Origin of the sequence: Thioclava sp. ES.031 (assembly GCF_002563775.1) — a bacterium.
Taxonomy (GTDB): Bacteria; Pseudomonadota; Alphaproteobacteria; order Rhodobacterales; family Rhodobacteraceae; genus Thioclava.
Genome location: NZ_PDJO01000001.1, coordinates 1,322,076 through 1,336,242, shown reverse-complemented (window position 1 = coordinate 1,336,242; position 14,167 = coordinate 1,322,076). Strand labels below are relative to the sequence as shown.

The 14,167-nt window shown below is 59.5% G+C and carries 12 protein-coding genes; 2 read left to right on the top strand and 10 right to left on the bottom strand.

Translation table 11 applies throughout. From position 1 onward, the window contains the following. Positions 1-22: 22 nt before the first annotated feature. Positions 23-712 carry a glutathione S-transferase N-terminal domain-containing protein gene (locus tag AXZ77_RS06490; protein ID WP_098410510.1) on the top strand — a complete coding sequence of 230 codons (690 nt, stop codon included), beginning with the start codon at positions 23-25 and terminating at the stop codon, positions 710-712. 70 nt (positions 713-782) lie between these two features. Here the strand turns inward: AXZ77_RS06490 and AXZ77_RS06485 are convergent, their stop codons facing one another. Both AXZ77_RS06485 and AXZ77_RS06480 read right to left on the bottom strand, forming a co-directional pair. Further along, complete coding sequence (locus AXZ77_RS06485; protein ID WP_098410509.1) at positions 783-1,205, bottom strand: OsmC family protein; 423 nt, start codon at positions 1,203-1,205, stop codon at positions 783-785. A 60-nt stretch (positions 1,206-1,265) separates the two neighbouring features. Beyond that, a complete protein-coding gene (locus AXZ77_RS06480) occupies positions 1,266-2,477 on the bottom strand; it encodes a deoxyguanosinetriphosphate triphosphohydrolase (RefSeq protein WP_098410508.1) in 1,212 nt (403 codons plus the stop codon). A gap of 93 nt (positions 2,478-2,570) precedes the next feature. Here AXZ77_RS06480 and AXZ77_RS06475 point away from each other — a divergent pair, with 93 nt between their 5' ends. Next, on the top strand, positions 2,571-2,900 hold the full coding sequence (locus AXZ77_RS06475; RefSeq protein WP_078519481.1) for an iron-sulfur cluster assembly accessory protein: 330 nt from the start codon (positions 2,571-2,573) through the stop codon (positions 2,898-2,900). A gap of 87 nt (positions 2,901-2,987) precedes the next feature. On the opposite strand, the gene AXZ77_RS06470 is transcribed toward AXZ77_RS06475, so the two are convergent. The 8 genes from AXZ77_RS06470 to AXZ77_RS06440 all read right to left on the bottom strand — a co-directional run bounded on the left by AXZ77_RS06470 (position 2,988) and on the right by AXZ77_RS06440 (position 14,142). Next, a complete protein-coding gene (locus tag AXZ77_RS06470) occupies positions 2,988-3,704 on the bottom strand; it encodes a lipo-like protein (protein WP_098410507.1) in 717 nt (238 codons plus the stop codon). Between the two features lie 98 nt (positions 3,705-3,802). Further along, positions 3,803-4,270 carry a DUF6869 domain-containing protein gene (locus tag AXZ77_RS06465; protein WP_078539576.1) on the bottom strand — a complete coding sequence of 156 codons (468 nt, stop codon included), beginning with the start codon at positions 4,268-4,270 and terminating at the stop codon, positions 3,803-3,805. Continuing rightward, the gene (locus AXZ77_RS06460; RefSeq protein WP_098410506.1) at positions 4,267-4,863 is read right to left on the bottom strand and encodes a hypothetical protein; all 597 of its coding nucleotides are present in this window, start codon (positions 4,861-4,863) and stop codon (positions 4,267-4,269) included. The genes AXZ77_RS06465 and AXZ77_RS06460 overlap by 4 nt, the downstream gene beginning before the upstream one ends. Then, positions 4,860-6,455 (bottom strand): peptide chain release factor 3, encoded by a 1,596-nt coding sequence (locus AXZ77_RS06455; RefSeq protein ID WP_078539575.1) that lies wholly within the window; start codon positions 6,453-6,455, stop codon positions 4,860-4,862. Before AXZ77_RS06455 ends, AXZ77_RS06460 begins: the two co-directional genes overlap by 4 nt. Before the next feature lie 131 nt (positions 6,456-6,586). Further along, positions 6,587-8,260: a recombinase family protein gene (locus AXZ77_RS06450; RefSeq protein ID WP_098410505.1), complete on the bottom strand. Its 1,674-nt coding sequence runs from the start codon at positions 8,258-8,260 to the stop codon at positions 6,587-6,589. Continuing rightward, complete coding sequence (locus AXZ77_RS19535; RefSeq protein WP_176535976.1) at positions 8,257-8,427, bottom strand: hypothetical protein; 171 nt, start codon at positions 8,425-8,427, stop codon at positions 8,257-8,259. Before AXZ77_RS19535 ends, AXZ77_RS06450 begins: the two co-directional genes overlap by 4 nt. Positions 8,428-8,746: 319 nt before the next feature. Then, positions 8,747-11,365 (bottom strand): adenosine deaminase, encoded by a 2,619-nt coding sequence (locus tag AXZ77_RS06445; RefSeq protein ID WP_098410504.1) that lies wholly within the window; start codon positions 11,363-11,365, stop codon positions 8,747-8,749. Continuing rightward, positions 11,362-14,142, bottom strand: coding sequence for a hypothetical protein (locus AXZ77_RS06440; protein ID WP_098412456.1), 2,781 nt, complete (start codon positions 14,140-14,142; stop codon positions 11,362-11,364). The genes AXZ77_RS06445 and AXZ77_RS06440 overlap by 4 nt, the downstream gene beginning before the upstream one ends. Between the last annotated feature and the right edge of the window lie 25 nt (positions 14,143-14,167).

Sequence of the window (14,167 nt, the reverse complement as noted above, 5' to 3'; positions counted from 1 at the left end):
CGCCTAACCTGACGGAGACCCCATGATCGACCTCTACTTTTGGCCCACGCCGAACGGCTGGAAAATTTCCATCGCGCTCGAAGAGATGGGCCTACCCTACGAGACCCACCTGGTGAATATCGGCAAGGGCGAGCAATTCGCGCCCGAGTTCCTGAAAATCTCGCCCAACAACCGGATGCCCGCGATCATCGACCGCGACGGCCCGGATGGCGAACCCGTCTCGATCTTCGAGAGCGGTGCGATCCTGCAATATCTCGCCCGCAAGACCGGCCAATTCTACGGCGAGACCGAGCGCGACCGGATCGCGGTCGACGAATGGCTGTTCTGGCAGGTCGGCGGGCTCGGCCCGATGGCCGGTCAGGCGCACCACTTCCTGAAATACGCGCCCAAGCTCGAGCCGCCGCAGGATCTGCCCTATGCGAAGGATCGCTACCGCGCCGAGACGGGGCGGCTTTATGGCGTGATGGACCGCCGTCTGGCCGAGACCCGCTACCTCGCGGGTGATTTCTACTCGATCGCAGATATGGCCTCCTGGGGCTGGGCCTCGCTTTGGGAAGGTCAGGAGCAGACGCTCGACGACAAGCCGAACCTCAAGCGCTGGCTCGACGAAGTGGGCGAACGCCCTGCCGTCAAAGCGGGCCGGGCGCTGTCTGCCGAGGAGCGCAGCGACAATTCGAGCCGCGAAGCGCAGAAGAACCTCTTCAAGCGCTGATCTTCAGTCCCAAGACATGAGAAAGGGCGCCCAACCGGGCGCCCTTTCACTTTGGTCGATCGAGACCGGATCAGTTGATCGTCAGGTCCAGCGTGATCTCGCAGTTCAGAAGCTTCGAAATCGGGCAGCCTTCCTTGGCGCCCTCTGCCGCCTTGCGAATGGCGTCCTCGTCACCGGTGCCCTTCACGGTGGCGGTCAGCGCGGATTTCTTCACCGCGAACCCGTCGCTTTCCTTGTCGAGCGAGATTTCCGCCTTGGTGTCGATCATCACGTCCGAGACGCCCGCCTCTTCAAGCTGCAGCGACAGCGCCATCGAGAAACAGGACGCGTGGGCCGCGCCGATCAGTTCTTCCGGGTTCGATCCGGGCGCGTCCTCGAACCGGGTGTTGAAACCGTAGGGCTGCGCGTCAAGCGCGCCGCTCTCGGTCGAAATCGTGCCTTTGCCGCCCTTGATGGTGCCTTCCCAATGGGCCGATGCGTGCTTGCGGATCATGAATCCCTCCTATGCGTTGCCTTCGCGAGCACAACGAGACGGAGGGCCAGTTGTTCCGCCTCAGCGCCCGCGCCCCACCAGCCTATCATATTCCTGAATGGCGAAGCGGTCGGTCATTCCGGCCACGTAATCGAGCACGACCCGCGCCAGCGCCTGCTTCGATTCGGGCCGCGTGCAGTCGCCGCCAAGGATGCGCGCTCGGGAGACTTCCTCCTGCCATTCCTCGGGCAGAAGCTCCGGGCGTTCCATGAACAGCGGGAACAGCGCGTTGATCATTTCGGTCACGCGCTTGCGCTCCACCACGACGGAGGGCGCGCGATACATGCGCTCGAACAGGAATTGCTTGAGCACCTTGAGGCTTTGATAAAGCGGCTTCGAGAAGCGGATGATCGGCCCGTCCATCTGGCGGATATCATCGACCGATTGCGGCCCGAGCGAGGTCAGCCGGTTCTCGGCCACCGCGATCACGTCTTCGACCATCACGCCGAAGACCCGGCGCAGCGCCTCGTGCTGGCGGCGCGTGCGGTCGAGACCGGGATGCAGCTTGTCGACCTCGGCGAAACAGGCCCCGATCACCGGCAATTCGCACAGGTCATCCTCGTCGAAGAGCCCCGCGCGCAGGCCGTCATGCAGATCGTGGTGGTTATAGGCCACGTCATCGGCCACGGCCGCCACCTGCGCCTCGGCACTGGCATTGGTCTCCAGCTCCAGATCCCAGGCTGCATCGACCTCGGCCAGCGCATAGGGTAGCTCCTCGCGGCTCGGGAAGCTGTGCGAGCCGCCCTTGTCGGAAATCGCGGGTCCGTTGTGCTTGGCGATGCCTTCCAGCGTCTCCCAAGTCAGGTTCAGCCCGTCGAAGCCCGCGTAATGCTTCTCCAGCTTGGTCACGATCCGCAAAGCCTGCGCATTGTGATCGAAGCCCCCGTAAGGCGCCATCAGCTCGGCCAGCGCGTCCTCGCCGGTATGCCCGAAGGGCGGATGGCCCAGATCATGCGCCAGCGCCACCGCTTCGGCCAGATCGGTGTTCAGCCCCAGCGTGCCCGCGATGGTGCGCGCCACCTGCGCCACCTCGATCGTATGGGTCAGGCGCGTGCGATAGTAATCGCCCTCATGTTCGACGAAGACCTGCGTCTTGTGCTTGAGCCGTCGGAAGGCCGAGGAATGGATGATCCGGTCCCGATCACGCTGGAATGGCGAGCGGAAAGTGGACATGCTTTCGGGGTGAAGCCGCCCGCGGCTCTCGCCGGGCTGGCAGGCATAGGGCTTGAGCACTGGTAAAACCTCGTCTTGTCGGCACGCTTCGGCCCTCCTATATCTCGGATGTGACGGAAATACAGGCCCCGTGGGGTCAGGAAGGCCAATCCGATGCAACTCCCTCCGAAAGTGACCGAGCGCGCCTTTGCGCGTCTGGCGGAAATCAATGAAGGTCGCGAGGCGCCGCAGGCGCTGCGCGTGGCCGTCGAGGGCGGCGGCTGTTCCGGTTTTCAGTATGATATCAAGCTCGAAGAGACGCCTGCAGGCGACGACATCGTGCTTGAAGGCGCGGGCCAGAAGGTTCTGATCGACCCGGTCTCGCTGCCGTTCCTCGAGAACGCCACGATCGACTTCACCGAAGAACTGATCGGCGCGCGCTTCGTGATCGAGAACCCGAACGCATCCAGCTCCTGCGGCTGCGGCGTCTCCTTCGCGATGTAACGACGCAGACGATGCGCCCGGCCAAATGGCGCCTCCCCGCTTCTTCTTGATATAAATATCCCCGCCGGAGGCTCCCCTCCTCCGGCGTCACTCCGCCAGTGGCAATTTGCGGAAATCGAACCCGTCTTCCAGCGTCGGCTTGATCACGTCGAAATAGGGCGAGAGATCGAAATCGCGCGGCGTGAACAGGGACGAGTGCCGGATATGCAGGATCTCGCCCTGACTGTCGGCGCTGCCCATCTCGATATCGGGCAGGATCGGATAGTGGACCGCGTGAAACGCCTCCGCGATCACGGTCGAACAGATCGCCCGCGTCGGGTCGCCTGATCCCAAAGCCAGCATCCGCCGCCGAAACCGATGTGGCACAGGCGGGCGCGGCAGCAGATACCGCGCGAGATCGACGACGTTCTTCAGATCGTATTGCCGCCCGACCGCGCTCTGCATGTAATCGATCACCTCTTCGATCCGGTCGTGCCCAAGCCCCACGGGGCGGCAGATGCGGGTGTTGAGATGCGCATAGGCCGCAAGCCCCGCGATCCGCACGCCCGCCTCCAGATCGGCCTCGATCAGCTCGCCGCCGGGTGGACCGCCCGAATAGAAAGCCGCGTGGGACCATGTGGAATGGGTAAGATATTTGATCGCCGCCGAAATCCGCCGGTCGCCCTCGACCAGCAGCACATCGCCCGGCCGCAGCGTGGCGCGCAGCGCACGGGTCGGGATCACGCCAAAGGGTTGGTAGAAACGGGTCTGCTTTTGCAGGAACCGCGCCATTCTCTTGCCGGATACCCGAGACAGCTGCGCCATGATCTCCTCCTTGCTCAGAGGTAGGTCCGGCGCGCACTGCTGCACAGCTCAGGCGCAGAGATGTGATTTTCGTTAATTGGCGCGCGATGCGCCTGCGCTCATTTCGGCGGCAGCGGCCCGCCCATATCGAGCCCGGTATCCATCGCCGCCGCGCGCGCCTTCTCGATCCGCGCCCAAAGCGTGGGGTCCTCCTCGCCCTGCGGCCAGACGCCTGTCAGCGCAAAGCGGAAGCGTGCGGAATGGCGCGCTTCGCGCTCGATCCGGTCGATGAACTCCGCGCCATGCTCCGCCACCAGATCCTCCAGCGGCCCGGCGGCGAGCATCACCACCTGCCAGATCGTCGTGGCCCCCGTCAGCGCCTTGCGGATGAAGGTCCAGAGCACCTCGGGATATTCGCGCAGCTCGAAGACGCACAGAACCGACCACGGGAACTCCTCGCCCTCGGGCTCCTCGGCATTGTCGGCCAGCCACAGATCGACCAGCGCCTCGACCGTGCGCACGTCTTCCGGCGCACTGGCCTCGTTGCACAGGATCGAGACGAGTTCGGGGGGAAGGGGCGTGGTCATATTCTTCTCGAGTAGGTGCAGGCTTCGTTCAAATAGACGTTAAGCGGATTGCTGGTGCCTCCCGAAGCAGGCTCAGCGTCTCCGACAATCGAGCGTCCAAGTTCCATTTGCATGTAGTCCACGAACTTCTGAGCCGCGAGTTCCGTCGCTCCGGAAAGGTCCTTTCGTCTCGCCTCAGAGGCTTCGGACCATTCTTTCGCGGCAAGATACCCTACTTTAAGACAGTCAAGGATTTTAGGACGGCAACCTTGGTTTACTCTCAAGCGGCCCTTTCCCAGATCTTTGCATGCACCCTCCTTTGAATTCGCGAAGAAAAGGCGGCCCTGATCGAGCAGGATTGAGCACTGTTTACTCGCAGCAGTTATCTCCGCTGAGCGATCCACAGTACCATGGGGCGCTTGCATGTTGAAATGAAGACCGCGTAACGCAGCTATACCTTGAAGCGACCACTTCAATACTTCCTCATAGCGCAGGTCCTCCGCACGGGCTCTTTTCTGCCACTGGTAATAGGAGAACATGGCGCCAAAAATTCCCAAGATGGCGCCAATCAGTCCAACACTCACCGAGACAAGCTGCGGCCAATCATGGGTCATTGCATCATTTCCTTGGTCGCCGACAGCGTCACGCCCTCATAGTCGCGCTCGACCCGGTCGATGTCCCATTGCAGGCGCGTGAGGAACACCACGTCGCCGTCATGGTCATAGGAGATGTGCTGCTTGTTGGCATTGACCAGCTTCTCGACCGCCGCCTTGTCGCCCAGCACCCAACGGGCGGAGGTGAATTGCGAGGCCTCGAAGCGCACGGGGATGCCGTATTCCTGCTCGATCCGGCTGGCCAGCACCTCGAATTGCAGCGCGCCGACGACGCCCACGATGAAGCCCGAGCCGATCGCGGGCTTGAACACCTTGGCCGCGCCCTCTTCGGCGAATTGCATCAGCGCCTTTTCCAGATGCTTGCCCTTCATCGGATCGGTCGCACGCACAGATTGCAGCAGTTCCGGCGCGAAGCTTGGAATGCCGGTGAAGCGCAGCGCTTCGCCTTCGGTCAGCGCGTCACCGATGCGCAGCTGGCCGTGGTTCGGAATACCGATGATGTCGCCGCCCCAGGCCTCTTCCGCCAGTTCGCGGTCGGCGGCGAGGAACAGAACCGGGTTCGACACCGCCATCTGCTTCTTCGAGCGCACATGCAGCAGCTTCTGCCCGCGCGTGAAATGCCCCGAGACGAGCCGCACGAAAGCCACGCGGTCGCGGTGCTTGGGGTCCATGTTCGCCTGCACCTTGAACACGAAGCCCGCGACCTTCTTCTCCTCGGGGGCCACATCGCGCCCGGCGGATTTGAAAACCTCCGGCTCGGGGCCGAATTCGCCGATCCCGTCCATCAATTCCTTCACGCCGAAGCTGTTGATCGCCGAGCCGAACCAGATCGGCGTCAGGTGTCCCTCGAGGAAGCTCTGGCGGTCGAAAGCCGGCAGCAGCTCGCGCGCCATCTCTACCTCTTCTTTCAGCTTTTCGAGCTGATCGGCAGGCACATGTTCGGCCAGTTTCGGGTCGTCCAAGCCGGAGATCTTGATCGATTCCGCCACCTTGTTGCGGTCGGCGCGGTCCATCAGCTCCAGCCGGTCGTGCAGCATGTCGTAGCAGCCGAGGAAATCCCGGCCCATCCCGATCGGCCAGCTTGCCGGGGCCACGTCGATCGCAAGGTTTTCCTGGATCTCGTCGATGATCTCGAACGTATCCCGACTCTCGCGGTCCATCTTGTTACAGAAGGTCAGGATCGGCAGGTCGCGCAACCGGCAAACCTCGAAGAGCTTGCGGGTCTGGCTCTCCACGCCCTTCGCGCCGTCGATCACCATGATCGCCGCATCGACCGCCGTCAGCGTCCGGTAGGTATCTTCCGAGAAATCCGAGTGGCCGGGCGTGTCGACGAGGTTGTAGCGGAAGTCGCGATATTCGAAGGACATGGCCGAGGCCGAGACCGAAATCCCGCGATCCTGTTCCATCTTCATGAAATCCGAACGCGTCCGCCGCGCCTCGCCCTTGGCACGCACCTGCCCCGCCATCTGAATGGCGCCACCGAAAAGCAGGAACTTCTCGGTCAAGGTGGTCTTGCCCGCATCCGGGTGCGAGATGATCGCGAAGGTGCGGCGACGGGCGATTTCGGGCGGGAGCGCGGGACGGTTCATCATGCGCGCTCGTTTAGCCTGCCCGCGCGCGCCTTGCAATCGCGGCGATGGGGCCTCCGGGGTTGGTCATGCAGATGGGGGCTCCGCCCCCGCGCTGACGCGCTCCCCCGGGATATTTCGACCAAGGCGAAGGCCTATCCCGCGCGCCCTTCCTCTTGGCGGAAATATCCCGGGGGTGAATTGGCGCAGCCAAGAGGGGGCAGCGCCCCCTGCCTGACCGATAGTTGCCTCGTAGCGCTGAAAATATCGACGACACTTTGCGTAACGCCCCCCGCGGAAAGCAAAGCGCCGAGATCGGTGAGGATCTCGGCGGCAAGGGCGTCTGGTGCGTCTGGGTCGGGTTTCAACTCGACCCGCCGTATTAGTTCTCGAAGATGCTCATTGGCCTGGTGAACAAGCTCGGGGTCGGCGAGTAGTGTCTCGAGTTCCTGCACGGCGCGCGCAAAGAGCGCGGCACTGTCGGTCGGAAGTTGCGGCAGGACCGCGCGGGTCTCATGATGCTGAGACAGCTCGGTTCGGAGATCGGCGATCTCGCGTTCGAGGTCTTCGGCGCGCGCTTTGTAGGCGCTGTAGGGTGCGCCTTGCTCGATCGCATCAAAGATCCGTTGGCGGCTGGTACGCGCTTTCTTAAGGCGACGCTCGAGCCGAGTTACGGCATTTGCGCCCTGGGCGCTCGCCAGCGCCTTGTACTCCGCCTTGAGCGCCGCGTCGAAGCTTGCGGCCAGTTCCGGCGTCAGGAACGTGCCACGGAGCTTCGCGAAGACACGCGCCTCGATCCGGTCGCGGCGGATGGTCGTCTTGTTGTTGCACGCGCCTTTGCGGGCTTCGCGGCATCCGAAATGCGTTCGACCAACTTTTATATAAGTCGCGCCGCAGCATCCGCAGACCAGCAGGCCGCTCAACAGGTGTTTGCTGCGCCGGGCCCCAACGGGATTACCCTTGCTTTTGGTTTTTGCCGCTTGGGTCGCAAGCTGCTCTTCAACGCGATCCCAGAGATCTTGGTCGATGATCCGCAGAGCCGGAACCGCGATCTCCGCGGCCGCGCCAGGGGTCTCGTAGACCTCTTTGCTGCCAGTTTCGGGATGATAGCGGCGCGAAGTTTTCGCGACGCTCGCGATACCAATGTAGAGACGATTGCGCAGCATGCCTTCGAACCGCAGCGGATTCCCTCGGAGCGTGCTGATATCCCACGTGCCGCCGCGCGGGGCCGGAATGCCCTCGTGATTTAGCCGCTTTACGATCGCCTGGGTCGAATGCCCGTCGGAGAACTCGCTAAAGATGCGGCGCACGATCTCCGCCTCCTCGGGGTCGATCTCGCGATTGAGCCCCTCGTCGCCGTCACGCTTGCGGTAGCCGTAAGCGCTCGTGTGAAGCCGTTTCCGGGTGAGCCCCTGCACCATGCCACGGCGCGTGTGTTCACCGATCATCTGCGCATAGAGCTGCGCGCCAAGCGCGTTGATGAGAACTTTGAAGAAATCCTGTTGACCCTCGGCAACCGAATAGAGCTCAGCTTGCTGGAACTGGAACAGCTCGTAATGATTAAGCGCGTCCGCAATCTTGCGGGTGAGACGATCCACGGCTTCGATGACGATCGCATCGACCTGCCGCGCGTTGACCGCAGCGCACAGTGCCTGGAGACCCTCGCGGCGCGTGTTGCGGCCCGATTTCTCGTAATCCGTGAAACGATGTGTCACCACCCATCCGCGCTCGGCCGCGAAACGCTCCGCCATCGCGACCTGATCGTCGATCGAAGTCTGCTTCTGTAGACCTGAGCTGTAGCGGGCGTAGATCGCGACGCGTTTCGTCATTGTGCTGTCTCCTTCTGAGGCGCGGCGGGGCTGTTTGCGGGGATCGCATTCGCGAGATCCCGGACAACAGCACGCGCCAGCAACCGGGCGATCGCGTTGCAGGCTGGCGGCACGATCGTCGCTTCATCGAGCGTATCGTTGGCGGCGCTAATGGGGGCGGATGGCATGGTAAGCTCCTTCGTTCGGGGTCCTACGAAGAAGCTGGGTTCATCGGTCAGAGCGCGGAAACGGGAACACGACAAAAATGAAATTCGCGTTTCAGAGCGGTGGGCATGAAGCTCCAGTTCATTGCGGACGAGCCCGCCCTCGTGTTCGTCTAAAGGGCGGCCTCACATTCGAAATGGGCGGTCTTCAGTCATTCGCGGCTCCGACCACCGACGAACGAGATGCGCCGGGAGCAGGGTTTACGAAGGTACAGCCATATCATCCGCGCTCCATTCTCAAAGCAAAGATGAATTCGCTTTCTGCCAAGACAGATTTTGGCCGTCAGAACCGATACCTTTTAGAGGCTTTACACATCTCTTGCAGGTTGGCATCGGCATGGATTCCGGCACCATGGGCCTGCAGCGCTCGCTTAATATGGGCATACTCCATACGCAGGCTGGTGGCGAAAATGCCTGGGTCATCCGATCCGACGACAACTGAAGTGGCGCAGAAGTCACTGCCATATCCCAGCCACCTGCCAATATGGTGATCGTCGTAGGTTTCATGAATGCTGATGCGCACGTTGCTGCTGGGCAAGGTTTCGATGCCGATACTACGGAATTGCAGCAGTTCCAAAACCGCGGATTGAACAACGAGCAGGACATCCGCGGACAAAACATCCGAGGCCTGCTCGACAAAGATCGGCTGCCTTGCGCGAGCCAAAACGTCTGCTTCTACGTCGATACCATGGCGCCGCAGAAACTGAGAATGTGCGTCCGGATCCTTTACAGCGCTGTCACGAAACAACTTGATCTCTGCGTTTCGGTCAGGGTCCACGTCATAACGTCCATATGTTCGCACAATCGGATCAAGGTGTCGCAGCTTCCAAGCTCGGTGCAGAACGTCAGGCGTAAGAGCGGGAGTCTTCCAAATCTGCATGGCCAATCGACGGATTTCCATCTCGATCAGGACGATTTTCTGTGGAAGCAAGGACTTTTGTCGCAACAGACCCCATACGAAGACGAGATCATCCAAGCGATCTTCAATGGTCTGGACGACCGCATCCCCTTGGGCTTTCCACCATTTGTCCGGCAACAGGCCTGCCGCGGTTCCGTGGCCAATGCGACACCCAGCGGAGAGATCTAGGAAATGCACGGCCTCCGAGATGGCGCGAAGACCTGAGGCCAAGTGAACGAAATCTTCTCCAACGTGATAAGTAAAGCGTTGCACGCCCGCCCGTCGCATCCTGCGGAAGACCTGTGCGAAGACCTCGGGACCAGCGTGCCTCTCGTTGCTTGCGGCATCTACTCCGCGGATAAGCTCTGATAGACCCGAGGTGCTTTTCATGAGGACGACCAGAGCCCGCGCGGCCTGATCGGCTTCACGTCTCACTTTGGCGTCCCGACAGACTGGCGTAGGCTGCGTCCGTTGATAGAACTTTTCCAGTTCGCTCCCATCGGTCCGCTTGATAAAATGCGCAACCAAGCCGAGCCGTAATCGGCGTTCACTGGACGGGAAGATATCAGAACCGTTTTCGAAAACTCGGACCAGTCGAATGAGTTCCGGAAGTGAGATCGGAGTCTTCTTGGGATCGGATAGCTGGCCATGTCGATGCTTTCGCGGCGTTCCGTCTGGTTTCTCGTCCAAGAACTCCAGATACCCGCGTAGCATTTGCATAAGACGTCTTGCAGTGCCATCTGGCGTCGCCTTTGGAGCAAAGCGCCCCTCAAGGAAATCGACCGGTGCCTGCACACCCCGTTCGATCTGCCGGAACCGATCGGCGAAGTCCTTTTCCGTCGTTTCCCGCAGTTCGTTCAAAGTAATATGTTGAAACTGGTCAAAGCCCACCTGTGAAACCTGCTGGACCAACAGGCGGCAGAATTGCGCGCGCAGCAAAGCATACCAATAGAAAGCCACGCCATACATCTCGCGGGCCTCCGGTTGATTGAGTGTTCCGATGATGTCGATCAGATGCAGGGCTTCAGCGGTTGTCCTCGACACTTGGGATTCGGCAATTCGGTTATCAACAACATTCTTGTAAGAAATGTCCGCCGATCGAGCGTCCCTTGGGCAATCTTGGCCCACTTTTTCCAAAAGAAAGGCTTTAAGCGCGATTGCCTGATCCACCCGGACTCTGAGTCGCCTTGGCGAGAGATTTTGGTCTTCTTGCTGAAGCAGCCGTTCAACGCCGTTCCCAATTGCAACATGCAAGCCGGATTCTCGCGATACGACTTTGTGCGACAGCGCTCCGACAACGGTTTCGGGGCGCCTTAGGGCATCGATCCAGATTTTCTCCGCTTCTGTGGTGCCATTCAGGTGCATGTGCATTTCGCCGAGCCCTTCTGACTGACAAAGTTGATCCAAGAAAGGATCGTCATCCACAGGCAGTGTGCTGTCGCACAGCCATCGCTGTACCCGCTTCTGAAAGCTCTTCAGTGCAGAGAGAGATTGGCGGTCTTCGTACGACGTTGGCCGGCGCGCCGCCATCCAAGCCGCTGTGATCAACATCGGAGGGACAACAAGTATCAAGTCCTGCCATTCGGCCAAAAGCCGCGTATGCACACGCAAAGACCCGTCGCGCCCTTCGCAAAGGAAGGTTTCGCCCAGAAGGGTGAGCACCGGGATCAGGCATTTGGACGGGTCATCAAGAACCTTGATGCGGCTAGTGCGCACCTCAATGTCTAATTGCTCCGCAGTCAGTGCAATGCGGTTCTCGATGGCTTCGTCCGTCAGCTTTGGGTTCAGCTTGCGGTAGTGAAGAAAGCGCCCGCTCGCATGAGCCGCCTTCAGCATGTCGCGCGTTTTATGCTGTCCCCAAAGTGATTGAAGCTGGTCCGCAGTGCAGCCTCCCGACGCCTCATGCTCGAGAAATCGGGCAAGATGGACGTTCGAGAGCGTTGCCTTGGCAATATCAATCAACCCGCGAAGCCGGGCTTTTTGCTCGGGCCCGTCGTCGATCATTTTGAGGTGCCGGATTTCGGTGAGTAGCAAGGCACCACGTTCAGAACATCGAAGAAGCCATTCTGCGTTACCGTTCGTTGAGACTTGCTTTTGATGCTGCGCCCAATCGCAATTTCTATTGCCGGAGCTCTTAACCACTCCGGATCGAATATCGCCTCTTTGGACCCACGCGCCTCCTGCCAAGTCTTCAGGGCTTTCTCCACCTCATCGCGCAGAACCTGCAAGTTGGTCCCACTTTGCTTGTAGGTTTCTTGTGGGTTGAGGAACGCCCAGATAAGCGGGCAGGAAATCACAATTGCGGCCAGCGAATGGAACCTGCGCGCATCATCTGCGGCGGCACGTTGTAGGCCCTCGACAAAGGGACGATCAGAAGTTTTGGGTGAGACGAGACGCCCGGACCAACCAGACGAGACTACGAGCAAAGCATGCAAGATGTTTGTGATTTGGCGATGAAGGATGTGGCCCGTCTTCCAGTCCACCTGCACGGCTTCATCCAGTGCGATCAGTTGATCGTGAATTCGTTCGGAAACGCGCGCCAACATTGCCGGCGATAAAGCTGCATGTTCCGAGTTCGCACGCGCAAATTCATGCCACGCCTGTAAGCTTTTTAGGAACGCGGCATATCCAGAGCTTTCGTCTACGGCCTCGACCTCGTCGTTATTTTCGTCTTCCTCATCTGCAGAAGTTGATGAGACATCGATCGATCCTTCGCGCGCCACTTTCGCGTCTGGCATGAAGGCTGGCATAATCGAAGTCGGTGCCATAGCGCCAAGATCTCTGACGTCATCTCGCGCCAGAAGCTCGCCGATTGCAGCGAATAGCGAGAGCGCTGAAATCGAGCGGAACTGCTCTCCTCGACTACTGAAACGGTCAAATGTTGCCAATCCGAGCACGTCCTTGAATTGACCACTGCGCGCTTCGAGGTCCTCGAGCGGGAACCAAAGAATTCCCTTTTCGGCACTTAACTCGGCTCTTTCTTCATCACTTGCCAAACTTCGAACCCATTTCGAGTTCGAGAAGTCGGAGGTCTGCTTTTTCACAACCTCATCAACCTCTTTAATCTTTTTGGCCCCTGTCTTGATCTCCTCAGGTGTAAAATCGAACAGTCTGGAAAGGCGATTTCCACGAACGTCCCGCATCGTGCCAACAGACCCGAAAGAGCTTGCCCGCAAGTTGCCAATGTTCGCGCCCTCTTCGTCCTTTCCAGACCGGCTGATCGAGCCGATGCGACCAGCCACTTCCAAAAGATCTGGGCTCGCGTCTTCCCAAATGAAATCAAAGATTGACTTGCGCACATCCGGCATCGCGTAACGCTCGCGCTGCATCATGGAAATGGGCAGGTTGAGCGCAAACAGCGCGCGCAGACATCCCGCAGGCGATTTGTGTAATTTGGGGGCGATGGACAGGGCGAAACAGTGCAGGATGATCGCCTTTTCCGTATCGCTCGGAACGCCAAACCGAATAAGCGACGTGGGCTTGTCCTGAGCAACCAGCCACCGAAAGGCTCTTTGAAGCGAGTCGTCCAATGTGGCGTGGGAAAACTGTTCAGATTGCAAACCTGCGGCGCGCAACCGGGTTTCGAAGACCGTAAAGACGCCGCGTCGGCTGGCGCTTTGGTCGGGGTCTCCCAACGCGCGGAGATAACCGATGAGTAGGCGCAAGTGCTCGCGCGACATCACGTTGAAGAAAGGATGAGGTGGCTGGACTCTGCCATCCACGGGATCGCCTTCAAGAAGTTGCTGACGAATTTTCTTGCTGGCCCAAGGTACGAGTTCTTGCAGATCTTCGTTTCCGATAGGATCGACAAAGACTTCTGAGGCGTCCACTGCCTGGAGGATCCCGCTAAGTGGAAGCATCGCGATGCGGTTCTGCGGCGGAACGATCTTTAGCAGATATTGTTCTTCCAACTCGCGAACGGCTTCGGAGAGCCCGGTCTTGTCTTCGCCGATCACCTTGGGATCATGCTTCATGACACCTTCGCCAAACGTCTCGTAGATGTTGCGCCGAACCAAGCGGCCATAAAGCTCGAGATCGCCCGAAATCATAAGAATGAGCTGTGGAGAGGCGAGGTACTTACGAATGGTTTCCAGAATGGAGTGACCGTGTTGAAAGTTCGTGTCGACATCGTCGAACGCCAGAACAAAGGCTTTCTTACTCAAAACTTTCAGAGCTTCGTCGATATATCTTCGCAGCTTTATCTCGAATGTTCTTCCCTTGGCCGCCTTGCGCAACCCACGGCTCATGATCCATTCGGGGTCTTCCCATTCATCCCCATAGGCAGAAGACTTTCCGATCCCATCAAGGAGCCCCAGGCCCTCTGCCATTTCAGACCGTGCTTGGTTCACCATCTGCTGATCCGCATCCAGGGTCAACTTTTCCAACGCGGCGTCGATAAGTGAAATGATGACAATTATGATGTGTTCTTTGGTTTCGATCAGAGTTGGATCGATTACCGGCAACACATGGAGCCGTTTATGTAGGTCTGCAGCCCATCCATCCTTGCCATGGTTAAGGTCGTGCAAAGCATTCAAAAGAAAAGTCGTTTTCCCGCTTCCGCGCCCGCCTTCGATCAAAATTCCTTCGTGGGGACGGGGGTAATTTAGCTCTGTGCCCGACCGGGTTGTGAAACTGAAATCCTCCAAACGATCGAGCTGCCCGGTTATTAGTTTGCCCAAATGGTCAAAAGCTTCGTTCTGAAGCACCTTGTTGGCATCCTCGAAACGCTCTGCCCCGCTGCGATTGAGATCAATAATACGCACTTCATCCCCTTTGGTCACCCAGACCCTGATTAAATAAATAGTT

Coding starts and splice junctions, on each gene's coding strand:
- AXZ77_RS19535 (WP_176535976.1), bottom strand. CDS start 8,427: ATGCCATCCGCCCCCATTAGCGCCGCCAACGATACGCTCGATGAAGCG.
- AXZ77_RS06465 (WP_078539576.1), bottom strand. CDS start 4,270: ATGACCACGCCCCTTCCCCCCGAACTCGTCTCGATCCTGTGCAACGAG.
- AXZ77_RS06450 (WP_098410505.1), bottom strand. CDS start 8,260: ATGACGAAACGCGTCGCGATCTACGCCCGCTACAGCTCAGGTCTACAG.
- AXZ77_RS06455 (WP_078539575.1), bottom strand. CDS start 6,455: ATGATGAACCGTCCCGCGCTCCCGCCCGAAATCGCCCGTCGCCGCACC.
- AXZ77_RS06475 (WP_078519481.1), top strand. CDS start 2,571: ATGCAACTCCCTCCGAAAGTGACCGAGCGCGCCTTTGCGCGTCTGGCG.
- AXZ77_RS06460 (WP_098410506.1), bottom strand. CDS start 4,863: ATGACCCATGATTGGCCGCAGCTTGTCTCGGTGAGTGTTGGACTGATT.
- AXZ77_RS06485 (WP_098410509.1), bottom strand. CDS start 1,205: ATGATCCGCAAGCACGCATCGGCCCATTGGGAAGGCACCATCAAGGGC.
- AXZ77_RS06445 (WP_098410504.1), bottom strand. CDS start 11,365: ATGATCGACGACGGGCCCGAGCAAAAAGCCCGGCTTCGCGGGTTGATT.
- AXZ77_RS06470 (WP_098410507.1), bottom strand. CDS start 3,704: ATGGCGCAGCTGTCTCGGGTATCCGGCAAGAGAATGGCGCGGTTCCTG.
- AXZ77_RS06490 (WP_098410510.1), top strand. CDS start 23: ATGATCGACCTCTACTTTTGGCCCACGCCGAACGGCTGGAAAATTTCC.